General features: G+C 40.2%; 18 protein-coding genes. 9 read left to right on the top strand and 9 right to left on the bottom strand.

The annotated features are described in order from the left end of the window. Positions 1-31: 31 nt before the first annotated feature. The 3 genes from WG954_RS03080 to WG954_RS03070 all read right to left on the bottom strand — a co-directional run bounded on the left by WG954_RS03080 (position 32) and on the right by WG954_RS03070 (position 2153). Positions 32-544 carry a YbbN family protein gene (locus tag WG954_RS03080; protein WP_340433558.1) on the bottom strand — a complete coding sequence of 171 codons (513 nt, stop codon included), beginning with the start codon at positions 542-544 and terminating at the stop codon, positions 32-34. A gap of 28 nt (positions 545-572) precedes the next feature. After that, the gene (locus WG954_RS03075) at positions 573-995 is read right to left on the bottom strand and encodes a MerR family transcriptional regulator (RefSeq protein ID WP_340433556.1); all 423 of its coding nucleotides are present in this window, start codon (positions 993-995) and stop codon (positions 573-575) included. A 186-nt stretch (positions 996-1181) separates the two neighbouring features. Next, positions 1182-2153, bottom strand: a complete 972-nt coding sequence (locus WG954_RS03070; RefSeq protein ID WP_340433553.1) for a M23 family metallopeptidase — start codon at positions 2151-2153, stop codon at positions 1182-1184. Positions 2154-2264: 111 nt separating this feature from the next. Here WG954_RS03070 and alaS point away from each other — a divergent pair, with 111 nt between their 5' ends. The 4 genes from alaS (at position 2265) to WG954_RS03050 (ending at position 8898) form a co-directional block, all read left to right on the top strand. Continuing rightward, positions 2265-4883, top strand: coding sequence for an alanine--tRNA ligase (alaS, locus tag WG954_RS03065; protein ID WP_340433551.1), 2619 nt, complete (start codon positions 2265-2267; stop codon positions 4881-4883). A 180-nt stretch (positions 4884-5063) separates the two neighbouring features. Then, positions 5064-6113 (top strand): PDZ domain-containing protein, encoded by a 1050-nt coding sequence (locus WG954_RS03060; RefSeq protein ID WP_340433549.1) that lies wholly within the window; start codon positions 5064-5066, stop codon positions 6111-6113. Positions 6114-6306: 193 nt separating this feature from the next. Then, the gene (gatB, locus tag WG954_RS03055) at positions 6307-7758 is read left to right on the top strand and encodes an Asp-tRNA(Asn)/Glu-tRNA(Gln) amidotransferase subunit GatB (RefSeq protein ID WP_340433546.1); all 1452 of its coding nucleotides are present in this window, start codon (positions 6307-6309) and stop codon (positions 7756-7758) included. 9 nt (positions 7759-7767) lie between these two features. Beyond that, positions 7768-8898 carry a redoxin domain-containing protein gene (locus WG954_RS03050; RefSeq protein ID WP_340433543.1) on the top strand — a complete coding sequence of 377 codons (1131 nt, stop codon included), beginning with the start codon at positions 7768-7770 and terminating at the stop codon, positions 8896-8898. A gap of 124 nt (positions 8899-9022) precedes the next feature. Here WG954_RS03050 and WG954_RS03045 read toward each other — a convergent pair whose 3' ends face one another. The 3 genes from WG954_RS03045 to WG954_RS03035 form a co-directional block, all read right to left on the bottom strand. Further along, complete coding sequence (locus WG954_RS03045; protein WP_340433541.1) at positions 9023-10429, bottom strand: RagB/SusD family nutrient uptake outer membrane protein; 1407 nt, start codon at positions 10427-10429, stop codon at positions 9023-9025. A 20-nt stretch (positions 10430-10449) separates the two neighbouring features. Next, entirely contained in the window at positions 10450-13446 is a 2997-nt protein-coding gene (locus tag WG954_RS03040; protein ID WP_340433537.1) for a SusC/RagA family TonB-linked outer membrane protein, read from the bottom strand. Between the two features lie 165 nt (positions 13447-13611). Next, positions 13612-16017, bottom strand: a complete 2406-nt coding sequence (locus WG954_RS03035; RefSeq protein WP_340433534.1) for an efflux RND transporter permease subunit — start codon at positions 16015-16017, stop codon at positions 13612-13614. A gap of 174 nt (positions 16018-16191) precedes the next feature. Here WG954_RS03035 and porZ point away from each other — a divergent pair, with 174 nt between their 5' ends. Further along, positions 16192-18492 (top strand): type IX secretion system anionic LPS delivery protein PorZ, encoded by a 2301-nt coding sequence (gene porZ, locus WG954_RS03030; RefSeq protein ID WP_340433532.1) that lies wholly within the window; start codon positions 16192-16194, stop codon positions 18490-18492. 16 nt (positions 18493-18508) lie between these two features. Continuing rightward, entirely contained in the window at positions 18509-19249 is a 741-nt protein-coding gene (gene recO / locus WG954_RS03025; RefSeq protein ID WP_340438902.1) for a DNA repair protein RecO, read from the top strand. A gap of 72 nt (positions 19250-19321) precedes the next feature. Here recO and WG954_RS03020 read toward each other — a convergent pair whose 3' ends face one another. Continuing rightward, positions 19322-20497 (bottom strand): amidohydrolase family protein, encoded by a 1176-nt coding sequence (locus WG954_RS03020; RefSeq protein WP_340433531.1) that lies wholly within the window; start codon positions 20495-20497, stop codon positions 19322-19324. A 70-nt stretch (positions 20498-20567) separates the two neighbouring features. Here WG954_RS03020 and prfA point away from each other — a divergent pair, with 70 nt between their 5' ends. The 3 genes from prfA to WG954_RS03005 all read left to right on the top strand — a co-directional run bounded on the left by prfA (position 20568) and on the right by WG954_RS03005 (position 23647). Beyond that, a complete protein-coding gene (gene prfA, locus WG954_RS03015) occupies positions 20568-21629 on the top strand; it encodes a peptide chain release factor 1 (protein WP_340433528.1) in 1062 nt (353 codons plus the stop codon). Positions 21630-21963: 334 nt separating this feature from the next. Then, positions 21964-22896, top strand: a complete 933-nt coding sequence (locus WG954_RS21630; protein WP_445298448.1) for a reprolysin-like metallopeptidase — start codon at positions 21964-21966, stop codon at positions 22894-22896. Positions 22897-23059: 163 nt separating this feature from the next. Continuing rightward, positions 23060-23647: a hypothetical protein gene (locus tag WG954_RS03005; protein ID WP_340433527.1), complete on the top strand. Its 588-nt coding sequence runs from the start codon at positions 23060-23062 to the stop codon at positions 23645-23647. Between the two features lie 383 nt (positions 23648-24030). Here WG954_RS03005 and WG954_RS03000 read toward each other — a convergent pair whose 3' ends face one another. Then, positions 24031-24447 (bottom strand): VanZ family protein, encoded by a 417-nt coding sequence (locus WG954_RS03000; protein ID WP_340433524.1) that lies wholly within the window; start codon positions 24445-24447, stop codon positions 24031-24033. Next, on the bottom strand, positions 24447-24824 hold the full coding sequence (gene gcvH, locus WG954_RS02995; RefSeq protein WP_340433522.1) for a glycine cleavage system protein GcvH: 378 nt from the start codon (positions 24822-24824) through the stop codon (positions 24447-24449). The genes WG954_RS03000 and gcvH overlap by 1 nt, the downstream gene beginning before the upstream one ends. Positions 24825-24855 lie beyond the last annotated feature (31 nt).

Raw genomic sequence — 24855 nt, 5'->3', positions numbered from 1 at the left:
TTGCATTTCTATTAGGAGATTTCAGATGAATTTATTTTGCCTTCGCTAATACCTCGGCCAGTTCCTTGTCGTAAATTCCATATTTACCAAACTCTTCTACACGGCCAACTTCTTTTCCGCCTTTCAACACCATAATTGTGGGTGCTTTGCTAACACCCAGTGCCTGCGTGAGTGAACCCAAAGTTGTTTTTTGTCGATCGATACCAATTACAGTTAAACGTTTCATATTAAACCCAACCTGGTCGAGCATTTTCAACAGTTGCGGAAATACAATTTGTGAATCTTCGCACCATGTTCCAACAAACACCAGCAACTGTATAGTATCTTTTACTGCTGTAAGATTTGTAACACAATCAGTATTTGGTTTGTACCAGCTGATATCATTTTTCATCCATGCAAATTCAGCATCGTTCAGTAATAACTCACGGCTTAAAATGCCTTTCAATGTTTTCAATCCGTTCTGCGGATCTTTAGAAACTTCGTACTGTACTTGTGAATAACTGTTGAGAGATAAAAAGAGAAATGCGATTGCTAAGAATTTCATATTGAATTGTTTCGTTGCACGAATAGTTTTACAGGTCGGCTTTTAGTGCCAAGAGGAATTGTTTGATCTGTTGTAAACTCTTCACCAGTTCAAACCTTACCTCCGTTTCTGAATCATTTTTATGTTGTTTTAAATAATCTTTGGCTGCTTCAATGGTATATTTTTTATAACGCAGCAGGTAGTAAATAAGATGAACTTTTTTTACTTCGGTTGCATTAAAGAAGCGATCACCTTTTTTATTCTTACGTGGCTTCAGGAAAGTAAATTCTGTTTCCCAATAACGGATAGAAGATGGATTGATCTGAAACAGATCACACACTTCACCAATACTGTAATACAATTTTTTACCCAACACTTCATCCGATGGTAATTCAACAAACTCCGCCTCATCACCCATATCTTTCAAACTCTTGCGGCCACGCTTTTGCTTAGGCTTGGGAGGTTTGTTCAATGGCTTACGTCCACGCCTTGGCGCCGACTTTGGCGGTTCATCAAATTCAAATGCTATTTGTGCAGGTGTTGCCAGTTGTAAGTTGTTTCAGCAAAAGTAACGATTCAGCCGATAGCTCATGGTTCATGGTTTATAGTTCATGGTAGTTTATGATTTTTCTATGAACCATGAACTATCAACTATTCACTAATCAAAACTCTGATTACCCGTTGCCGCTATCTTAAGCATACGATCGAATTGCTCAGGAGTAAGATCATTATAAAAGAAATAGATCGGATCCAAGTCTCGACCATTTTTGTGTACTTCGTAATGCAGGTGAGGTCCGGTACTTTTTCCGGTACTGCCCACCCAACCTATCACTTCACCACGACGGATACGTTGTCCTCTTCTTGCCTTCACACGCACCATATGACCATACAATGTTTCATAACCATAGCCATGATTGATCACCACATGATTGCCATATCCATTTGCTGTATTACCCGCAAGAGTTACCGTACCATCGGCAGTTGCATAGATAGGCGTGCCTTGTGGTGCAGCAAAATCGAGACCCGCATGAAATTTTGTGGTTTTATAAACAGGATCGATACGGTAACCAAAACCTGACGCTAATCTTGATAATTCTTTATTACTCACGGGTTGAATAGCGGGAGTAGCAGCCAATAACGCTTCTTTGTTTTTGATCATGCCGTCAATTGCATTGAACGAAATGTTTTGTGCGTAGATCCGGCTGCGGAGTGTGTTGATCTGTTGAAGAATGGTTGTGTTAAGTTCATCTTCACTAAGGCTGGCGATCAAACGATCTTCCGCCTGTTTTTCCATCATTTTAGCCCTGGCACTATCAGGAATGGGGCTTGCTTCAAAAATTGAGCGGTACACCTGGTTATCACGCTTCTCAATTTCACGAAGTTCCTGGTTCATCCGTTTGATCTCGCCACTCAAAATGCTGTAACTATCCCTGATCCGGTTATTTTCATTCCGCAACCGTTGCTCGTTAGCCGAAGGGAAATAGCGATAGGAGATCTGCATAAAAAGAAAACCAGCCACTGTAACAGCCGCCAAAAAACTAAACACCCGCAGCAGTTTTACCCGCAGGGGCGTCACCAGTTTCTCATACCGGAGCGTATTTGTATTGTAGAAATACTTTACTTTCTTCATATAAGCAATCAGGTGGTCATAGGTTTGGCGTACCTTTGCTACCCATTAAAAAGGGGTTTTACAAATATAGGTGTATCACTCCTCAAAAATCAATCCAAACACGGGATGAATATGATGACTGCCGCTGAAATAAGACAGAAATACTTAGATTTTTTTGCTTCTAAAAAGCACCAAATCGTTCCCTCGGCACCGATAGTGGTGAAGAATGATCCTACATTATTGTTTACCAATGCAGGGATGAACCAGTTTAAGGATTATTTTCTCGGCAACCGGAAACCCGAGCATACCCGTGTGGCCGATACGCAAAAATGTTTGCGTGTGAGCGGGAAACATAACGATCTGGAAGAAGTAGGTGTTGACACCTATCACCACACCATGTTTGAAATGCTTGGCAACTGGAGCTTTGGTGATTATTTCAAGAAAGAAGCCATTGCATGGAGCTGGGAACTGTTGGCAGATGTGTATGGCATTCCAAAAGATCGTTTATACGTAACCGTATTTGAAGGTGATGAGAAAGAGAATATACCTAAAGATGAAGAAGCATGGAATGAATGGAAGAAAGTAATTGCCGAAGACAGGATTTTGTTAGGTAACAAGAAAGATAATTTCTGGGAGATGGGTGATACCGGACCATGCGGCCCTTGTACTGAAATTCATGTTGATTGCAGAACAGATGAAGAACGCAAACTGGTTGATGGAAAAACATTGGTGAACAATGATCATCCGCAAGTGATCGAAATATGGAACAATGTATTCATTCAATTCAATCGTTTGAAAGATGGTTCACTTGAGCCATTGCCTGCGAAGCATGTTGATACAGGAATGGGTTTCGAACGTTTAACCCGTGTATTACAAAACAAACAAAGCAATTACGATACAGATATTTTCACCAGCACTATTGCTGCAGTTGAAACGATCGTTGGCAAAAAATATACAGCAGGCGATGATAAGGAAAGCGTTGCCTTCCGTGTATTGGCCGATCATATCCGTGCTATTTGTTTCACCATTGCTGATGGTCAATTGCCAAGTAATACCGGGGCAGGTTATGTTATCCGCAGGATTTTAAGAAGAGCTGTTCGTTATTATTATTCTTATCTCGGTTATAAGCAACCGTTGTTACATCAACTCGTGCCTGTATTGGCAACACAATTCGAAAAAGTGTTTTCTGAGCTGAAGGCACAGGAAAGTTTTGTGCAGAAAGTAGTGAAGGAAGAAGAAGATGCATTCTTACGCACATTGGAAAAAGGATTGAGGCGTATTGATGATATTGTAAATGATGCGAAGGGTTCAACCATTGATGGTAAAGCAGCATTTGAATTATTTGATACATATGGTTTCCCGATTGATCTTACACGATTGATCGCTGGTGAAAATAATTTAACCATTGATGAGAAAGGTTTTGAAGCTGCATTGAATGAACAGAAGGAACGTAGCCGTGCAGCAACAACCATTGATACAGAAGACTGGTTTGAAGTTGTACCAAACAATGCGGTTGAATTTGTTGGATACACTACCACCGAAGCAAACAGTAAAGTGGTGAAATACCGCAAGGTGAACATCAAAGGAAAAACATCTTTTCAAATCGTTTTGGAAAAAACACCTTTCTATGCAGAAAGTGGCGGCCAGGTGGGTGATACAGGTGAATTGAGTTTTGATGGAGAAGTAGCAATTGTAACAGATACAAAGAAAGAAAATGATCTTATCATTCATTTCATTGATCAGTTACCGATGAATATGTCGGCAGTGGTATCTGCAAAAGTTGATGCTGAGCGTAGAAAGAAAATTGCTGTACATCATTCGGCTACTCACTTAATGCACGCTGCATTGCGTAAAGTATTGGGCACACACGTGGCACAGAAAGGTAGTTTGGTAAATGAGGAATACCTGCGCTTTGATTTTTCGCATTTTGCAAAAATGACCGATGAAGAAATTGCAAAGGTTGAAGCATTGGTGAATGAAAAGATCAGAGCAAATATTCCAGTTGTAATAAAAGAAATGCCGAAAGAGGAAGCCATTGCATTTGGTGCTACGGCTCTGTTTGGTGAGAAATATGCAGATGTAGTGCGTGTGGTCATTATGGATGAAAAATATTCCGTTGAATTATGCGGTGGTACACATGTTGGTTCAACAGGAGAACTTGGATTTTTTAAAATAACATCTGAAGGAGCAGTCGCAGCAGGTGTTCGTCGTGTTGAAGCGTTTACAGGTTTTGCAGCAGAACAATTCGTGAATAAAGAATTCGAGTCAATTCATGCAATTCGGGGCTTATTAAAAAATCCGAAAGACCTCAGCAAGTCAATTGAAAACCTGCAATCAGAAAACAATGAACTGAAAAAGAAACTGGAAAAACTGGAAGCACGTCAACTCGTAGTGCTGCGTAATGAACTCTTGCAGAAAGATGAGATCATCAACAATATCACTTTCATTGGAGATATTGTTGAGGTAAGCAATGCAGATGCGCTGAAGAAGATCTGTTTCGATCTCAAAACAAATCTCAACGATTATGTGGCTGTGCTTTGTGCCAACATCGATGGGAAACCATTTGTAGCTGTTGGTATCAGCGATACTGTAGCTGCTGCAAAAGATCTTGATGCCGGTAAGATCATTAAAGAACATATTGCACCTCTAATCAAAGGTGGTGGTGGCGGTCAAAAAACATTGGCAACAGCCGGTGGACAGGATGCAAGCAATTTGCAACAGGTAATTGAAAAAGTGAAAGGATTATTATAGTGTTTAACATCACGAAGAGTTCCACATCTTAGTTATTAACCGCCGTAGCTTCCAGTTACGGCGGTTCTATTTTAGGAGTCTGTCAGCCAAAATGTTAAAAAATCAGAAAATCTCCGAAATAATTCGTAAATAAGAAAATGTTCGTACATTAGCCCTGTCAACTAATAAAACCTTATTTATATGAAACGTATTTCAGTGTATGCTTGCGCATTTGTAGCCGCTACCCAATTGCTTACCCTTTCTGCATCGGCTCAGGATAAAAAAGAAAAAAGGGAAAAAGAAGAAAAGAAAGAGCAGATAATCATCCGTAAAAAAGGTGATAAAACAGAAAAGACCACTATTGTTATTGAGGGTGATAAAGTAACCGTCAATGGCAAACCGGTGGAAAAAGGCGATAAAGATATCATCATTCATCGTTTTGATGGTGACGATGAGTTTGTTTTCCGTTCACCTAAAGTGCGTGTAACAGCGCCTCGTGGTGCTTATCGATTCCAGCATGATGGTAACTGGGAGCAGTTCAATGGTGATCATTTCCTAAAAGAGTTTGAAATGAACTGGAAGTCGGCTGCTTTCCTTGGTGTTGTTACGGAAGATCACGATAAAGGTGCATTGGTTGAAGAGGTACAGAAAGAAACTCCTGCTGAAAAAGCCGGATTGCAAAAAGGCGACATAATTACCAAAGTAGGCGATAAGAAGATTGGCTCTCCTTCAGATCTCAGCGAAGCTGTGCATGCAAAGAAACCAAATGATGAAGTGGAGATCACTTATTTGCGTGATGGAAGAGAGAAGAAAGCAAAAGCAAAACTAGGCGAAAGCAAAGGACCTGAGGGCATGCATAACTTCAACTTCAAGATGCCTGATATGCATTTTGGCGATGGACAATTCAATTTCGAACATCTGCAACCACGTTTGCATGGTTTGCAAGATCAGATCAGGATCTATCAAGGTGGCCGTCCAAAATTTGGCGCTACCATCCAGGATACAGAGGAAGGAAATGGTGTGAAAGTATTGGAAGTGGAAGCAGATTCACCGTCAGCAAAAAGCGGTTTACAGAAAGATGATGTGATCACAGAAGTGAATGGTAAAGCAGTGAAAAATGTGGCTGAAGCCCGAGAAGCATTGCGTGCTAATAATGAGCAAAACCTCTGGACAGTGAAAGTTTTACGTGCAGGCAAACCCGTTACCGTTGAAGTGAAGATCCCAAAGAAACTCAACAAGGCAGATCTCTAAGTTTTCGATAAATATTCTGATTTAGTTCGTCCCCCGGTCAACCGGGGGACTTTTTTGTGAGCTTACTCACAGATGCTTCGGGGTAAAACGGGTATTTTTGCCAACCCAAACCAAGGGCTACCCATAGAGTAGTCGAAGGGTTGGCTTTTTGTCGATCGGCTAGTCGAGGCAAAAAGAGTTGAAAATAAACTTTATGTCGAATTACAGTGATAAATATGAAGCAGTCATAGGACTGGAAGTACATGCCCAATTGCTCACCAAAAGCAAATTGTTTTGTGGCGATAGTGCAGGTTTTGGTTCTGAACCAAACACACACATCAGTCCCATTACATTGGCTCATCCCGGCACATTACCCAAGTTGAATAAAGAAGCTATTGAACTGGCAGTGCGTATGGGGCTTGCCTGTAATTGTGCAATTGAACGTAAAAACTATTTTGCACGCAAGCATTATTTCTACCCCGATCTGCCGAAAGGCTATCAACTATCGCAACATACCACACCTGTTTGTGTTGGCGGGTTTGTGAAGATCAAAACGGATGATGGAGAACGGAACATTCAACTCAACCGCATACACATGGAAGAAGATGCGGGCAAGAGTATGCACGACCAGGAAGAAAATTATTCTGTTGTTGACTATAACCGTGCAGGTGTACCGTTAATTGAAATTGTAACAGAACCCGATCTGCATAGTGGCGATGAAGCAGCAGCATATGTTACTGAGGTACGTAAACTTGTTCGCACATTAAACGTGTGTGATGGTAATATGGAAGAAGGCAGTTTGCGTTGCGATGCAAATATTTCAATCCGTTTGAAAGGAGAGAAGAAGCTTGGAACAAAAGTGGAGATCAAAAATCTCAACTCGATACGATTTCTGAAAAAAGCAATTGATCATGAAGTAATGCGGATGATCGACATGAAAGAAAAAGGTGAAATGATCGTTCAGCAAACGAGAGGCTTTAATCCTGATACAGAAACAACATTTGCTATCCGTACTAAAGAAGATGCAGATGATTACCGTTACATGGCTGATCCTGATCTGCCCCCGTTTGTAATTACAGATGAATTCATCAATGCTATTAAAGCGGCATTGCCTGAGCTGAGCGAACAAAAGAAGCAACGGTTTATTCAACAATATGCATTGCCTGAATATGATGCTGCATTGTTAACTGATGATAAAGAGCTGGCCGATTATTTTGAAGCTGCTGCAGCTGAAACAACATCATATAAGCAAATTGCCAACTGGTTGCTTGGTCCGGTGAAATCGGTATTGAATGAAGAAGGAAAAGAGATCAGCAGTCTTTCGATCAAACCTGCACAACTTGTATCGATCATTCAATTGGTGGAAGATGGGAAAGTGAGTCATACGATGGCAGCACAGAAATTATTCCCTGCTATGTTGCAATCCAATGGAACAACTGCCTTGGAACTGGCACAACAGTTGAACCTAATCCAGGAACGTAATGAAGATGCGTTGCAAAAGTTGATCGATGAAGTGTTGAACAATATGCCTGAGAAAGTAACCGAGTATAAGAAAGGAAAGAAAGGGTTGATTGGTTTGTTTGTTGGTGAAGTGATGAAGAAATCAAAAGGTAAAGCCGATCCAAAGCTGCTGAATCAATTAGTAACAGAAAAATTAGCGAACTAAATAATGAACATGAAAAAAATTGGAATCATTGCATTGATTGCCTTTTCGGCTGCAGCATGTGAAAACAATGGAAGTAAAAATTTTACGGTAAGTGGTGAAGTGAAGAATGCACCGGCTACTGTTGTTTACCTTGAACAAATATCATTCGATAACATGCCACCGCAGGTGTTGGATAGTATTACATTGAACGGCGGTAAATTCTCATTGAAAGGAAAAGCAGCAGAAGAATCATTGTTGCAATTACGTTTCCCGCAGATTGAAAACGGACCATTGTTTTTTGTGATCAATGACAAATCTGATATTACCATTACAGGTGATTGGAATGATATCCGCAAGTTGAGTTACAAAGGTTCTCCTGCAAGTGAACGCTTACGTGAGTTTGTTGATTCACTCTCAGCCACACAACAAAAGCTGGGCAGCATGCAATACGAATTGCAGAATGTAATTCAGGGCGATAGTCTTCGTAATGTGCAGCAAGCGGCTATGACAAACATGGTTACAGCTTTCAAAACTTATGTAAAAAAAGTTGCCATGGAAGACAAAAGTCCGATGGTAAGTATGTTCGCCACATCGATCAATACAGGAACAGATGCAACGGAAAACGAAGCGATGTATAACAATTTGCTGAAGCGTTTTCCGAAGCATACAGGTATTCAAACCGTAGTGAAACAATATCGTGAAAGTGTAGCTTCAGCACCACAGGCACCAAAACAAAATACACCAGCTATTGGTACAATGGCTCCTGATATTACCATGCCTGATGTAAATGGAAATAATTTTTCATTGAGTAGTTTAAAAGGTAAGTATGTGTTGGTTGATTTCTGGGCAAGCTGGTGTGGCCCTTGTCGTGGCGAAAATCCAAATGTAGTAGCAGCTTATAATAAATATAAGAATAAAAACTTTACGATACTTGGTGTTTCGTTAGATAAAACGAAGGATGCCTGGTTAGAAGCCATTAAAAAAGATGGTCTTACCTGGACACATATCAGCGATTTAAAATTCTGGGATAGTGAAGCTGTCGGTTTGTATGGTTTCAATGGAATTCCTTACAATGTATTACTTGACCCAACAGGAAAAATTATTGCAGATAATTTGAGAGGGAGTGATTTGGAGAAGAAGTTGGAAGAGGTGTTGAGGTAAGAGTAATTGATTTAGCCAATAAATTCATGTTTATAATAGTAGCCTACTAAGTAATGAAGAAATAGGAAAGAATAAATAAAGCCGGTTTAAAACCGGCTTTATTTATTCAATACAGGAAAAATTATTAGTTATAACCTGAATTTTGTTGTGCTTTAATAGTAGGGTTTGCATCAGTTTCAGATTGTGGGATTGGCAAAATCCTTCTGAAATTTGTGTAGTCAATAGTTCTTGCTGCAGCTGGATAGTTTGTGCTACGGGAAACAGTACGTTTCAAACGCTGTAAATCCATGTAACGGTCACCTTCAAAAGCAAGTTCTTTTCTTCTTTCGGTAATAATGTCTTCAAATAATTGATTGCCGGTTGATGCGATCGCATCAGCTCCACGACGACTAGTGATATAGTTTACATAAGTCAATGCATTTACTTCATTGGCAGGTAACGATGCTTCTGCGGCAATTAAATACATTTCGCTTAAGCGTAATACTTTTGTTTCACTTAAATCACCAGTAATAGCAGGGTATTTGTTCACAGTAGGAATAGAGGCTCCGGCAGCTGGACGCGGCACAACAGGGTACAAAGCTTTACGTACATCAGCGGCACCAAATAATGCATATAAATCATCGGCTACAACTAAGTCGCCGTAGTTACCTGCTTGACTGTAGAGATACGAGAGAGCATCGAATGAAAGATTGCCTACTGCATCAGAGGAAACTTCAAATAAAGTTTCAAGCTTGTCAGTTCTAATAGCAGGGCTTGTCCAATAAGCGGCATGGTTAGCTGCAGTTAAAGAACCAAAACCACCATTATTTATCACATCTAACGCCGCAGTTAATGCCGCTGCCTTAGTTCCCATTGTCATATGAACTTTTGCTTCCAAACCTTTTGCAGCATATTTGCTGAACTGTGACGAGTTGGTGTACTTGGTCATTAATGTATAAGCCTGCGTAAGATCACTTAAGATCAAAGCATATACTTGGGCAACAGTAGCACGTCCTGGTTTATCATCAGGATTATAAGTCGTAACTAAAGGTACGCCGTGACTATCGGGAGCATCGGTAAAAGGCTTGCTGAAATAGCGCACCAATGTAAAATATGAGAGCGCTCTCAGTGCATATGCTTCACCTTTGTATTGATTGACGTTAGCGTTACTTGCTACGGGCGAATTAATAATATTATTCGCACGGAGAATGACAGAATAAGCACTTGTCCATAGGCCCAAAGCATTACCATCAGTAACAACAAATGAGTAGTTGTTAAAGAGTGTATAGCGATTGGTATTAACAGCATGCTGATAAGTGTTGTCAGCCATAATATCGCCAAGAATTGGAACAGTGCGTCCGAAATAATCTACACCACGCAATCCAGCATAAGCGCCTCTTAAAGCAACTTGCAAATCCGCTTCTGTAGCTAATGCCTGCCCTGGCGTTAACGAGGTTGGGGGGTTAAGTTCCAAAAACGATTTTTTGCATGATGTAAATGCGACAGCAGCTACAAGAAGCAAAAACAGTTTATTTTTTATTGATCGTATCATAATAAATCGAATATTAAATTTTAGAAAGTAATATTTAAGCCCGCAGTAATTGTTTTAGGAATAAACACCTGCAGGTTGGTTGCGCTGCCGGTACCTTGTTCAGGATCGAAAGGCAGATTTTTGTCTTTAACCCAAGTAAACAGATTGGTACCTCTGAAATAAAACTGCGCTCCTGTCAATTTAATTTTTGAAACAACAGTTTTTGGCAGCGTATAAGCTAACTGAAGATTACGAACACGAACGAAATCGCCGCTATTCAGATAGAAGGAAGAACCGCCTTGGAAATTTTTATTTCCGTTGTAGATATATTTGGGGATGTCCGTAACATCGCCAGGCTTCTGCCAACGGTTTAATACTCTTGAAACCTTATTGAAGGTTGCACCAAAACCTGCACCTACATAATAGCTTCCCCAAGTGTCGTATACAAAGTTCCCAAAGTTGTAGTACAACTGTACATCAAGTGAGAAGTTTTTGTAAGTAAACGTGTTGGTTAAACCACCAAAGAATTTAGGTAATGCATTCCCTTGTAAAATACGGGCGCCTGCACCCGGATAAACATTTGTTGTGGTTTTACGAGTAGCGTCTGTGTACCAAAGAGGATCTCCATTTGCTGGATCTACACCTGCATATTCACGCAGGAAGAAAGTTCTGTATGCAACACCTTGGCGAATAATGAAATTACCATCAGCAATATCCTGTCCACCAGGTAAACTTGTGATCCTATTTTGGTTGTGTGCGAAATTCAAATCGAGATTCCAGGTAAAATCTTTCGTTAAAACAGGAATTGTTTTGATATCAACTTCCACACCTTTATTCTCCATTTCACCAATGTTTCTGGTAGCTGACGAGAAACCTGTTGTACGTGACAATGGTACATTCAACAAAAGATCTTCAGATTTACGTGTGTAGTAGTCAACACTTACGCTTACACGATTCTTTAAGATACTGAAATCAATACCCACGTTAAATGGTTTATTCAATTCCCATGTCAAACTGGAATCTCCCACATTAGAAGGGAAGCTACCAGGCTGTTGGTTGTAGTTAGCGCCATAACCATATAAAGGCAACCAGTCGTAGTTACCAATACCAGCATTACCGTTAACACCATAAGATGCACGGAGTTTTAACTGATTTACAAACTCCACATTCTGCATAAATGCTTCTTTGTCCACATTCCATGTACCACCTATTGAATAGAAAACACCAAATTTGTTTTTTGCACCGAAACGTGAAGAACCATCTCTCCTCAAACTTCCTGATACAACAAAGCGATCTTGGTAGTTTAATGCTACCGATCCAAATTGTGAATTGAACGAATAATCAGAGATAGTGGCGCTTGCAGTAGTTGGTCTCGCACCCGCTGCCGGATAAGTTAACAACAACGTTGGTGGGTAATCCTGCGATTGCAAAGACGAGAAATAGCCATTAGACTTTTGACTCTCATAACCAATCTGTGCATTTAATGATAGATCACCGTTGCGTGTAATTTTTTGATCTAAATCAAGTGTATTCGTCCAAACCCAGTTGTAATAACGGGTATAATATGAAAATGCACGACCATTTGATGCCAAACCATCACCATGGAACGGATTGTTATATTGATCTTCTTCGAGGAAGTTGAGATCGCCGCCATAGCTGGTTTTGAAGCGAAGGTTTTTAAGAATTTTATATTCTGCGCTCAAACCACCCCTCATGCTTATTTCCCTGAGAAAACGCTTGTCGAGTTCTGTAAGTGCAATAGTGTTATGTAAACCACCAAGGTTGTAATTCCATGTACCATCAGTGTTATATGCACTTCTTGATGGTAACAGGAAGAATGACGAAAGCACTGGATTACCAAATGCACCACCAGCGAGAGGAGCACGTTGGTTAACAAAACCACCATTCAGGTTTGCAATGATTGTTAACTTATCGGTTGCCTTATGGGTTAGCTTAAAGTTGCCGGTAGTACGCTTGAATTTAGAGTTGACAGTAGTTCCCTCCTGGATGAAATGACCACCAGAAAGGAAGAACGTCGTACGTTCGTTACCACCTTGCACACTAAGATTGTATTGTTGTTGAGCAGCATTTTCGTTTGTGATACCTTTTTTCCAGTTAAAGTCGTTACCATTACCAAAACCTAAGCCTGCTAATGTACTATTGATAGTTGCCTGGCTTGCACCTGCGTTTACCAACCCTTCAGTTGTAATCGTAAAGTATTCTGCCGAAGTAAGAGGGCGGTAACGATCATTCTCGTAAGCCACTGAGTTTACGCCAAATTCTGTATCAAAACGGAATACAGTTTTACCTGCTTTACCCTTTTTTGTTGTAACAAGGATTACTCCATTTGCCGCACGACTACCATAAATTGATTGAGATGCCGCATCTTTTAAGACTGTGATAGTCTCAATATCATTTGGGTTTAATGTGCTTAACAAATTGGCAGTTGTTTGTAAACGTGATGCATCGCCACTGTTAATAGGAATACCGTCAATAACCCAAAGGGGAGCAGTGCTTGCTGTAATAGAACTTGCCCCACGAATGAGGATGTTTTGCGCAGCACCTGGTTGACCAGAAGCAGCAACAGATTGCAAACCTGGTACACCGCCCTGAAGAATTTTGTCTACAGAGCTGAATGGTTTGTTCTCAATGTCCGCGGCTTTTACTGTAGCAACTGATCCTGTAAGGTCACTTTTCTTTTTCGTGCCATAAGCAACTACTACTACTTCCTGCAAATCTTTATCGGTAGATGATAAAGAAACGGTAAAAGTGCTTCTGTTTGCCACATTCATCTCAACTGCGGCATAGTTTACAAAAGAAAATACTAATGTTCTTGCGCTAGAGGGGATACTTAATCGAAAAGTTCCGTCAACAGCGGTAGTTGTCCCGATGGAGGAGCCTTTAACTGTCACCGAAACACCAGATAATGGTGTGCCGTCTTTTTCGTCTGTTACTTTTCCTGTAACAGTTTTTTCTTGTGCAACTGCCTGCATCATGCAGAGTAATAGCACGAACGTCATACTTACAAGTTTTCTCATACTCGATTTAGGTTTATTAATGAAAGTTAAATCCAAAATTGGGGGTGCAATCAATCAGCTAGAGCCTTTTTTACGTAAGGAGACGTCAAATGTAACAGCTAATGTTAAGATTTGTTAAAGGAAGACAGAAAAATTACGCTGATGCTGCTTTTTTACAATGTTTTTTTATGAACGGTATGTCACTTTTTTACTTGTAGTGATCAATAGAACCGGTAATAGTACAAGGTTTGTGATCATGGCAACCAGTAAGGTAAGTGAGGTTAGCCAGCCCAGTGCCTTAGTACCCCCAAAACCGGAGAAACAGAAAATAATAAAGCCGGCTACCAATACCAGTGAAGTATAAATAATACTGATACCGGTTTGGCGAATGGTTTGTTTCACCGTTTCCTTAACGTCATGTTTATGCAGAGGAAGTTCCTGTTTGTAGTTGATTAAGAAACGTATGGTTACATCAATGGCAATACCCAAAGCAACGCTGAAAACTAATACCGTACTCGGTTTTAATGGAATGCCAACCCAGCCCATCACGCCAGCCGTAATAACCAACGGAATGATATTAGGAATGAGAGAGCAAACAAGTATCCTGAAAGAACGGAAGAGGTAGAGCATACAAATTGCAATCAACAGGAATGCCCAGAAAATACTTTCTTTCAATCCATTAATAATAAAGCGGCTGCCTTCAACAAAGATGATACTTGTTCCTGTGAGTTGAATATCTGCAGTACGTTTGAGTTTTGATGAATCAATATCTGCTGGTTTTACTTCGCCTTTGTTTATCAATCCTGCATATGCAAGACTGTCACCGTTAAACAACTCTTCTGCTTTTTGTTGAACGGCTGCAAGAATTTTCGGAAGGCTGTCGCTGCCAACGTCAGCCATGTTTACACTGATGCGTGCTTTTTGTTGGGTGCTATCCATGAAATTGGCCACGAGCTTTACAAAATTGTTGTTCTTGTTGCTGCTGTCACCTTTCATGCGTAAATAAGGTGCAAGAAAAGCAAGATCAAATTCATTGGGAACCGTGTACATATTACTGTCGCTGTCGTAATAAGCCTGACGGGCAAATTTCAAACCTTCAGTTACCGCCAATGCTTTTCCGATCTCAGGGCGACTTTGTAAATAATAAACGAGGGAATCAATATTTGTAAGACTTTTTATATTTCGTGTTACACCTTGTTTACGTTTTGTATCAACCACAATTTCCAAAGGCATTACACCGGAGAAATGTTTTTCAAAGAATTTCAGATCCACATAAAGTTTATCATTTTGCGGAAGATCATCAACTATGTAGCCAACGCTTTTCAAACGCATCACGCCAAGAACAGAAACAATGATCAGCACAGCGGTTGCGGTATAAATGTATTTGGGATGATTGAACACCCAGCTTTCAATCCGCATGAGCCAGCGGTTGAGACGCTCGTTTTCCAAATAACGAACATGTCGTTGCTTTGGCGGTGGTAAATAACTCAACACAATTGGAATGAGTGTAAAAGAAATTACAAACAACACCATGATATTGATACCTGCCACAATACCAAACTCACGCAGGATCTGGCTTTTGGTTAATGCAAACACAGCGAAACCAATAGCTGCAGCAATGTTACAGAAGAGAGTAACAATACCCATGCGTCCGATCATGTTCACAAGCGACTGATGTTTATCTCCCGTCTTTTTATATTCTGTATGAAACTTATTGAGGAAATAAATACAGTTGGGTATACCGATCACTACCATCAATGGCGGGATTAAAGCATTTAAAATGGTGATCTTATAGCCAAAGAACACAATTGTTGCAAGGCTCCAGATAACACCAATCACCACCACAGCCATACTTAACCACATGGCACTGAATGAACGGAAAAACACCAGCAGTATAAGGGCTGATAGCAATACTGAACCCAACAGAAAAAACTGCATCTCTTCGGCAATGCGGGTGCTCATCACAGTACGCACATGTGGCAAGCCACTCAAATGCAACGTGACTTTTTGCTTTTCTTCAAAGGCAGTGACAAGTTTTACAATACCATCAACGGAAGCATTTCTCTTTTTCGAATTCAACACTTCTTTGTTAAGGCGCACAGCGATCATGTATACATTGCTGTCAGGGTTATAAAACAGTCCTTTATAAAAAGGAAGGTTCAAGAGTATTTGTTTGGAGCTGTCTAATTGCTCCTGTGTCTGAATTGTTTCAGGAAAAATAAGTGTGGTCTTTAGTTTTTCTGTGGCGGAATCTTTCACCAGGTTAACAGCAGCGCTGATGCTTAACACATCTTCAACGCCCGTTACTTTTTTCATTTCTTTCTGTAAGGAAGTGAACGATTGAAAGAATTCAAGTTTGAATAAATCGCTCTTTTGAAAACCAACTACCAGCAAACTCCCATCTTCACCAAACTTCTGTTTAAATGCTTCGTACTCTAAGTATTTTGGATGATCGAGCGGAATAGCTTTTGCAAAATCATAACTGCGCTGCACTTTCGATGCAAAAAAAGTCATGACAGCAGTTGAAAGGAGAACAATAATAATTAAAGGAAGCCTGTTACGCAACACCCATTTACCCAGATTATACCACATGCTATTCTGATACGTTTTTATTGAAATAAAGCAGCGCAAAGAAACGCCATTCTGCCTGAACAAACGCATAAAATTTGGCTTGATTGCTTACCTGTATTGGTTTGCCACAGGGAAAGAGTGCATAAAATCAGCCAAATGATGTGCTTGAATGAAAAGCAGTTAAATTTGAAAGCGATGAGGCATTCTCTTGTTTATTTTTTTCTTTTACTGGTCTGTTGTTCAAAATCACTGGCACAACTTGCACCCATTGGTCAATGGCGTGAGCATATGGACTACCGTTCGGGCAAACGTGTGGCCTTGGCGAATGATAAGGTGTATGTGGCAACAAACTTCGGTGCTTACAGTGTTGGGCGGGAAGATGGAGAAATTACCAGGATAAGTAAAGTAAGTGGATTGAATGATGTGGGGATACGTACGCTGAATTATTATACTGCCGGCGAAAAACTGCTCATCGCTTATAACAACAGTAACCTCGACGTGCTGTACCGGAATGATGTAATAAATATCCCGGATATACTCCGTAGCACTGTTACAGGTGATAAAACCATTTACAACATCAACTTTTATAACAACAAAGCTTACCTCAGCACAGGTCTTGGCGTAATTGTAGTTGATCTGGAGAAGTACGAGATCAGCAATACGTTCATTATTGGTAACAACGGATCAAATGTAAAAGTGAATGGTTTTGCAGCTGACGCAACACGTTTTTATGCAGCTACTGAAGAAGGATTGAAAGTTGCAAATCAGAATGCAACAAACCTGAATGATTACAGGAGCTGGACAACAGTAAGTGGTACAAATGGCTTACCCGTAGGTGCAATACAACAGGTATTCACTATTAACGCAGCAATTGTTGTTCAATACTTCAATACGATTTATGTAAACAATGGCCTCAATTGGCAAGCCATTTATAACGATGCCTGGCGATGGGAATCGGTGAATGTAAGTGATGCTGCTATTCTTATCAGCGAAGAACGTTTTGGATGGAACGAGAGGCGGGTATTATCAATGAATACCAACGGAGTTGTAAATGCAACTGTTCAGAATAACAACGAACTGCGTTACCCATTTCATGCCGTTAAAAGTGGAACAGAAATATGGATCGCCGATTTTGAAAAAGGATTGTTGAAAGCCGAAGGCAGTTTATTTGAACGTTATGCCATCAATTCACCTTATGGTCCGCTAGATGGCGAAATGTCTTTCTTCAACAACAAATTATATGTTGCCGGAGGAAGTATTAACGATGCATGGAATTATCAATTCAACGGTACAGGTTTTTTTACGTTTGATGGTAACGAATGGAAAGATTACAATCGAACTAATTTATCCTTTATGGATACGGTATTTGATGTTATCAGTATTGCTATTGATCCACGAGATGAAACAATTTATGCGGGATCATTTGGTGGTGGTTTGGTAGAATTTAAATCAGCCACCCAATACAAGATCTACAAACAGAATTCGCCTTTGAATGTTGCTGTTGGCGACCCAAATAATTATCGTGTTGGAGGTATGGCTTTTGATGCGGCCAATAATTTATGGGTCAGCAATTTCGCCGGCTCTAATAATTTTTTAGTAAAAAAAGCAGACGGAAACTGGCAACAGTTTCGTGTGCCTTTTTTAATTCAGGATAATATGGTAGGTGCAATATTGATTGATGATGCTGATCAGAAATGGATACAAGTGCCGCAGGGAAATGGACTGTTTGTTTATAATCATGGAGCGTCAATCGATAACACTGGTGATGATCGTTGGAAATGGTTTCAAACCGGAAGAGGCAGCGGTAACCTGCCAAGTAATGCAGTGAACTGCATGGTGAAGGATAAAGATGGTTTTATCTGGTTAGGCACAGATAAAGGCATTGCAATTATTCAATGCCCTGGTGAAGTATTTACAACAAACGGATGTGAAGCTTTTCAGCCGGTTGTGCAACAGGATAATTTTGCAGGATTTCTATTCGAGAATGAAGATGTCCGGGCAATAGCTGTTGATGCTGCCAACCGCAAATGGGTAGGCACACGCAATGGTGTTTGGTTAATCAGTGCTGATGGAGAAAAAGTGTTGGAACGATTTACTGCAGAAAACAGTCCGTTGTTGAGTAACGCAATCATTCGTATTGCAATTGATCCAAAAACCGGTGAAGTATATTTTTCAACCTTCAATGGTATTTGCAGCTATCGTGCAGGTGCAACAGATGTGAACGAAAATCCAGATAAAGTAATTGTGTTTCCTAGCCCTGTGCCACCGGGTTACAATGGTAACATTGGGATTCGTGGCTTACCGGAAAATTCTATTGTAAAAATTGTAGAGTTAAATGGACGGTTAGTTTTTCAAACAAGATCATTGGGTGGGCAGGCAATTTGGAATGGAAGAGATTATAGAAACCAACGTGTGTCAAGCGGAGTATACATGGTATTGGCAAAAGATGAATTTGGTGCAGAGAAACAAGTAGGCAAGATCGTATTTATAAAATAAGTGAAGATTGAGTAATGTGCTCCATAAAACAAAGGCAGTTATTTTACGAACAGTAAAGTATGGCGAAACAAGTTTAATTGTATCGGCCTATACTGAATTGTATGGATTGCAGAGTTATATTGTGCAAGGGGTAAGAACAAACGCAAAGAAGGGCGGGGCTAAAGCCAATTATTTTCAACCGGGTGCTATTCTCGAGCTAATCGTTTATCATCATGATGTAAAAAACCTTCAACGTATAAAGGAATTCCGATGGAGTTATTTGTATGAAGAGTTGTTTGCTGATGTTATAAAAAACAGTGTACTGCTCTACATGATGGAACTGTTACAGAAATGTGTAAAGCAACCCGAAAATAATCCTGATCTGTTTTATTTTGTTGAAGAAGCATTGATGCAATTAGATAAAGCATCGTCTGCTGTAACTGCTAATTTCCCTTTGTACTTTTCGTTGCATCTTACTAATTTTTTCGGTTTCCAAATGAATACAGAAGATGCGGAACGATATACTATTTTCGATCTGCAGGAAGGAAGTTTTGCCGAACATTATCCGCAGCACGTTTATTTTATAGAAGGGGAATCTGCAAAACTCATCAGCGAATTATTGAAAGCTATGCAGCCAAATGAGTTAACCGAAATTCCAATGAATTATCTGCAACGCCGTCAGTTGCTTGAAGCAGTTGAAGTGTTTTACATGTTTCATATGCCCGATTTTTCAAAGATGAAAACGTTACCGGTATTGCAGCAGATCATGGAACCGTGAAGATGAATGATGAGTGATCAATAATGAGTGATGACTCCTGTGCATAGTCAAGATTGAAGGAGAGAGGTAATGTTACAATAACCTTTCTGAACTGCTGAAGTCTTCTGCAAGTATTACAACACCCGGTTTTTTTCCCTTTTTAAAACTTCCTAATTCATTATCCCACTGCAAAGCTTTTGCACCGTTGATTGTTGCCATTTGCAAAGCTTGTTCAATGGATATAGAAGTATGTTGCAGTAAGGTTTGTATTTCTTTTGCAATACTTAACTGCCAGTTGCTGCTATAACTATCTGTTCCCAACACCAACTCACAATTATGTTTTTGAAATAAAGAAACCTGCGGCACTTTGTTTTCAATATACAAATTAGCATTGGGGCACAAACAGTAGATCACTTTTAATCCATTTTCTGAAGCATAATCGTTTGCCCAAACAATATCTTCTTCTGGCATGAATGTATTATGCACCAGAAAAATCGTTTGGCTATTATTGAAAAAAGGTAAATACGAACTGATAGAACTTTTTCCTGTTATTGGAAATGGTGAAGACTCGATACCAAACACACGAAACAGTTTTAGAAAATCGCCACTACCTGTTTTATACAATTCATCTTCGGCGGGATTCTCCTGGTTGTGAATTGAAATGATCTGTCCGGCAGTTGCTTCGTTGATCAGCTGAAATGTTTTTGCAGAAACACTGTAAGGTGCATGTGGAACCAGAGAAGTACGATGTGCGAAGTTGGAAGTACGAAGTACACTATTCAACTCGTTTGCTATTGCCTGATAATTCTTGATGTTTTCTTCTGCTTTCGCATCATAAAATCCCAACACCTCCACAAAATTCTGCCAGCGGATCTTGCTACTACTTTTTACAAAAGCTGTATCTGCAGTATTGCCGATATCACCAACTGCAACTGTTCCGTTTTTAAACATTTCCTGCTCAGCTTCTGCAATAGCAGCCGCAATGTTATCAGCTTCAAACCCACGTTTTGTTACAACAGAGCATAAAAAATCGATTAAACCTGTATGCGGAGGAATCATGTTTTTCAAATGACTTAACTCCAGATGGCAATGGCAGTTGATCAATCCGGGTGAAAGAATCCCTGACAGTTGTTCAACATCGTCACCCGCATGAACAGATGTAACAATATCAATAATAACCCCTTCTTCATCTGTAACCAATATATCATCATCGTTTCTGAACCCATATCCATCAAACAACCTGTCTGCTCTTAATTTCCTGTAGCGCATGCGTTAATTCATTTAAATTTGCCGCTCAAATTTAAGACTAAACAATTCCCTCTCAGGAACACAGTTATTTATGTTAGATAAATTAGAAGCTATCCAGGCAAGGTTTGATGAAGTTGGTGTGGCATTAACCAATCCCGAAATTGTTGCCAACAACAAGCAGTTTTCGGCGTTGAGTAAAGAGTACCGCAGCCTGGAAAAACTGGTACAATCCCGTAGGGAATATCTTGCTGTACTATCCGATCTGCAGAGTTATAAAGAAGCACTGAATGGTAGCGATGAAGAGTTACGTGAAATGGCAAAAGAAGAATTGCCAATGTTGGAAGAGAAAAAGGATGAGTTAGAGAAACACATCCGTCAATTGCTTATTCCAAAAGATCCTCAGGATGATAAGAATGCCATTCTTGAAGTACGTGCAGGAACGGGTGGCGATGAAGCGAGCTTGTTTGCAGGTGATCTGTTGCGGATGTATATTAAATATTGTGAGCGTCGTGGATGGAAAACAACAATCCTTAGCGAAAGCGAAGGAACTGTTGGCGGATACAAGGAAGTGCAATTAGAAGTTACGGGCGATGATGTATATGGTACGTTGAAATTTGAAAGCGGTGTACACCGTGTGCAACGTGTGCCGGCAACTGAAACCAGTGGTCGTGTACACACCAGTGCCGCAACCGTAGCCGTGATGCCGGAAGCAGAAGAAATTGATTTTGAATTGCGGGAAAGTGATGTTAAGATGGAAACATCACGAAGTGGTGGTGCCGGTGGACAGAATGTAAACAAAGTTGAAACCAAAGTAATGCTTACGCATATACCAACCGGTACAGTAGTGATCTGTCAAACAGAGCGCACACAATTGGCCAACCGGGAAAAAGCGATGCAGATGATGCGTACCCGTTTATATGAGGAGCAAGTGCGTAAACATGAAGAAGAGATTGCCCGCCAACGAAAAAGTTTAGTGAGTACCGGCGATAGAAGCGCCAAGATCAGAACCTATAATTATCCCCAAGGGCGTGTAACCGATCACCGCATCGGTCTCACACTTTATAACTTAGATGCAGTACTCAATGGCGAAATTGAGGAGCTCATCGATGCACTGCAGTTTGCTGAGAATGCAGAAAAACTTACTCTGCAGTAATAGTAAACCCTGAAGAGGTATCAATTTAAAACTACAAGCGAATGCTTCTTTGCTCGATAATACGGGCAAGAAAGAATGAGTTTCTTTACATGCTCTTTGGAAGAAGACAGGTAGAGATGATGTTGCTTTTGCAGCCCACAGACCAATTTCAATAGCTGCGGAAGTCATAATCATCACTATTTTGGCTCGAAATGAAATAAACTTTCATTTTTGGCATTATGTTTTCTAAATCAATCACGCTAAAAAATTAAGAATAAACTTACGAAGCAGGGAAGAGAAACTTGCCTGCTGAGAAAACAACCAATTTTTAAAATCCAATAAAATCCAAATCTCTATGAAAAGGGTACTTTTCTATTCTTTGCTGCTATTCTGTGCAGCTGCTTGTCAAAAAGAAGACAGCGTTCAAACCGAAACAACCGAGTTGCTTAAACAGCAATCAGCATCAAAAAAACTTGAGACATGTGATTTCCTGAAAGGCAATTACAACAATGTAAGAAGAGGAGATATCTCTGAAACAAACATTTCAGCAAAAGGAAGAGACAGGGATAGAGACGGCATTGCAGATGCATCAGATAACTGTCCTTCCACTTACAATCCTGATCAACTCGATACTGACAAAGACGGTACAGGCGACGCTTGTGATAACAACAGCATAACAACAAACCCGACAACACCAGTTTCTACTTCATCATGGGTTATTTTCCTTGATTTTGATGGACAAACAGTAACCACTCCATATTGGAACGGTGGCATTACAATTAACTGCACACCTTCTGGTTTTTCAAGTACAGAAATTGCAAACATTCTAACCGAAGTAAAGAGTGATTATTCTGTATTCCCTACAATCGTTGTTACAACTGATTCTACAGTTTACTTTGCCGCAAGTGCTGCAAAACGCCAACGTGTGATCATTACAGAAAACAATTCATGGTACGGTGGTGCTGGTGGTGTTGCTTACTTAAATACAATTAGCTGGGGCATGGATATTCCAGCGTTTGTATTCTCCAAAGCCCTTGGCTATAACCAGAAATATAATTGGGAAGCGGTTTCACATGAAGCAGGCCATACACTTGGTTTAAATCACCAGACAAAGTATGATGCTAACTGCAATTTCGTTGCCGATTACAATCCGGGAGGTAATGGCGAAGCACCCATCATGGGCGTTTCTTATTATCAACCGGTAGGAAAATGGTGGGTAGGTACCGCTTATTCTGGTTGCAATACAATGCAGGATGATGCAAGACTCATTGCAAATAAAGTTCGTTAAGCAGCTACTTTATGATATAATTAGTATACCCGGAGAGTACCCGGGTCTTTTGTTTTGTGATTGTCTGCTGATATTATCATAACAAAGAAATTATATGGATTGCTTGCATTAGAGTTTTTTTTCATGTAATTTGATTGTACCATCTTTTAAACAGCAAACGATTATGTTGGAACAACTTTTCAATTTGGTGAAAGAACAGGCAGGTTCAGCAATTATTCAAAACCCTGATATTCCCAATGAACGAAATGATGAAGCGATTGCGGATGTAACCAACAATATTTCCGGAGGGCTGCAACAGGCATTGGCTGGTGGGCAGTTTAACGATGTTCTTAGCTTGTTAGGTGGTAGAGGAGGTGATCTGCAGAGTAATCCTTTGGCCAATCAGCTTTCGGTCAATGCAGTTCAGTCGCTGATGAATAAATTTAGTCTGAATCAGGGTCAGGCCGGTGGCATTGTGAGCAGCCTGTTGCCTGCCGTTTTGCAAAAGTTTATCTCAAAAACCAATGACCCTGGTGATAACAGCTTCGATCTGCAAGGTATTTTCAGTTCACTCACCGGCGGAAAAACTGGTGGCCTTGATCTGCAGGGCATGTTAAGTCGGATTACACAAGGGGGCGGCCTCGATAGAGATGGGGACGGAGATACCGATTTGAACGATATTATTAATATGGTAAAAGGTGGTGCCGCAGAGCAGCAACAAAAAGGTGGGGGAGGAATGATGGATATTGTAAAGGGGTTGTTTGGCCGGTAACTGACTTTTAATGAATGATTTCTAACTTTTCTTGATTGGTAATAAGACCTGCGGGAATCGTTAATAAATTCAGCATCTAACCAATTGGCATGGTTTTCGAAATGTGTGATATAGCATCGAGACGCTGATATATCCTTTTAGGATTTTTTAACAGATGGAGAGCAAACTTTGGAATGAGGTTAGCGTCTTAAATGTACAAGATCTTTAAAGCAGTCAATTTTCTCATAAGCAGTTAGTTTTGGTTAACGGTCCCGGTTTCTACCGGGACCCGTTTTTAAAAACACAACGTTTCAGGAAATATTAACAAGTAGCTGACAGTTTGGAGTGAGTGATTGACCGAACTTTGTGTAACAAATCTGAATTTAAATTTTTCTCATAAGCAGTTAGTTTTGGTTTCGACCCCGGTTTCCACCGGGGTCTTCTTTTTGTACTAACAGTATAAAAAAAGCGACTATAGCGCCGGCAGCGTCGGCAACCATATCCCACACATCAAAGTCACGCCCTACCCAATCCTGCACATATTCCATTACAATACCATAAACAATCACAACCATGGTGATGAAGCATAATTGAAGAACAAGATTTTTTCCTGCTGAAGAAACTGTTTTCTGATAATAACCCCACAACCACAGCATTATTCCAAACAGAAGAAAATGGATGGTCTTATCAAGACCTGAAAACTCTAATGTTTTTTTTGGGCTGATGTTAATTGGTGGCATTACCAGCAATAAAAAAATAATGACCGACCAAATAATGGCCGGCCATTTTGTATAAAGATATTTCCGGAGTTGTTGTTTCATTATGCAACCAGTGCACCATATGCAGCAGCATCCATCAAAGCTTCAACATCAGCAGGGTTGGTTACTGTAACTTTCACCATCCAACCTTCACCATAGGGATCGTTGTTTACAGCTTCGGGTTTATCATTCAAAGCACTGTTAACTTCAGCAATAGTACCGGCAACAGGTAAAAACAAATCACTTACAGTTTTTACCGCTTCCACAGTACCAAATACTTCTTCAGCGTTCAATGTTTTTCCAACAGTGTTGATATCAACATAAACAATATCGCCCAATTCACACTGTGCAAAATCAGTAATTCCAATTGTTGCAACATTGCCTTCTAAGCTGATCCATTCGTGGTCTTTTGTGTAGCGGAGATTCTCTGGAAAGTTCATGATGTAGTTATTTTTAAACGCTGCTAAATTG

This window comes from Lacibacter sp. H375 (genome assembly GCF_037892425.1).
Lineage (GTDB): Bacteria > Bacteroidota > Bacteroidia > Chitinophagales > Chitinophagaceae > Lacibacter.
This window is presented reverse-complemented; position numbering and strand designations above follow the sequence as displayed.

What these genes read in the sequence shown, in the direction of transcription:
- porZ (WP_340433532.1), top strand. Translation starts at nt 16,192, where the DNA reads ATGAGGCATTCTCTTGTTTATTTTTTTCTTTTACTGGTCTGTTGTTCA.
- WG954_RS03020 (WP_340433531.1), bottom strand. Translation starts at nt 20,497, where the DNA reads ATGCGCTACAGGAAATTAAGAGCAGACAGGTTGTTTGATGGATATGGG.
- WG954_RS03000 (WP_340433524.1), bottom strand. Translation starts at nt 24,447, where the DNA reads ATGAAACAACAACTCCGGAAATATCTTTATACAAAATGGCCGGCCATT.
- WG954_RS03040 (WP_340433537.1), bottom strand. Translation starts at nt 13,446, where the DNA reads ATGAGAAAACTTGTAAGTATGACGTTCGTGCTATTACTCTGCATGATG.
- WG954_RS21630 (WP_445298448.1), top strand. Translation starts at nt 21,964, where the DNA reads ATGAAAAGGGTACTTTTCTATTCTTTGCTGCTATTCTGTGCAGCTGCT.
- WG954_RS03060 (WP_340433549.1), top strand. Translation starts at nt 5,064, where the DNA reads ATGAAACGTATTTCAGTGTATGCTTGCGCATTTGTAGCCGCTACCCAA.
- WG954_RS03080 (WP_340433558.1), bottom strand. Translation starts at nt 544, where the DNA reads ATGAAATTCTTAGCAATCGCATTTCTCTTTTTATCTCTCAACAGTTAT.
- gatB (WP_340433546.1), top strand. Translation starts at nt 6,307, where the DNA reads ATGTCGAATTACAGTGATAAATATGAAGCAGTCATAGGACTGGAAGTA.
- WG954_RS03035 (WP_340433534.1), bottom strand. Translation starts at nt 16,017, where the DNA reads ATGTGGTATAATCTGGGTAAATGGGTGTTGCGTAACAGGCTTCCTTTA.
- prfA (WP_340433528.1), top strand. Translation starts at nt 20,568, where the DNA reads ATGTTAGATAAATTAGAAGCTATCCAGGCAAGGTTTGATGAAGTTGGT.
- WG954_RS03070 (WP_340433553.1), bottom strand. Translation starts at nt 2,153, where the DNA reads ATGAAGAAAGTAAAGTATTTCTACAATACAAATACGCTCCGGTATGAG.
- gcvH (WP_340433522.1), bottom strand. Translation starts at nt 24,824, where the DNA reads ATGAACTTTCCAGAGAATCTCCGCTACACAAAAGACCACGAATGGATC.
- WG954_RS03005 (WP_340433527.1), top strand. Translation starts at nt 23,060, where the DNA reads ATGTTGGAACAACTTTTCAATTTGGTGAAAGAACAGGCAGGTTCAGCA.
- WG954_RS03050 (WP_340433543.1), top strand. Translation starts at nt 7,768, where the DNA reads ATGAAAAAAATTGGAATCATTGCATTGATTGCCTTTTCGGCTGCAGCA.
- WG954_RS03045 (WP_340433541.1), bottom strand. Translation starts at nt 10,429, where the DNA reads ATGATACGATCAATAAAAAATAAACTGTTTTTGCTTCTTGTAGCTGCT.
- alaS (WP_340433551.1), top strand. Translation starts at nt 2,265, where the DNA reads ATGATGACTGCCGCTGAAATAAGACAGAAATACTTAGATTTTTTTGCT.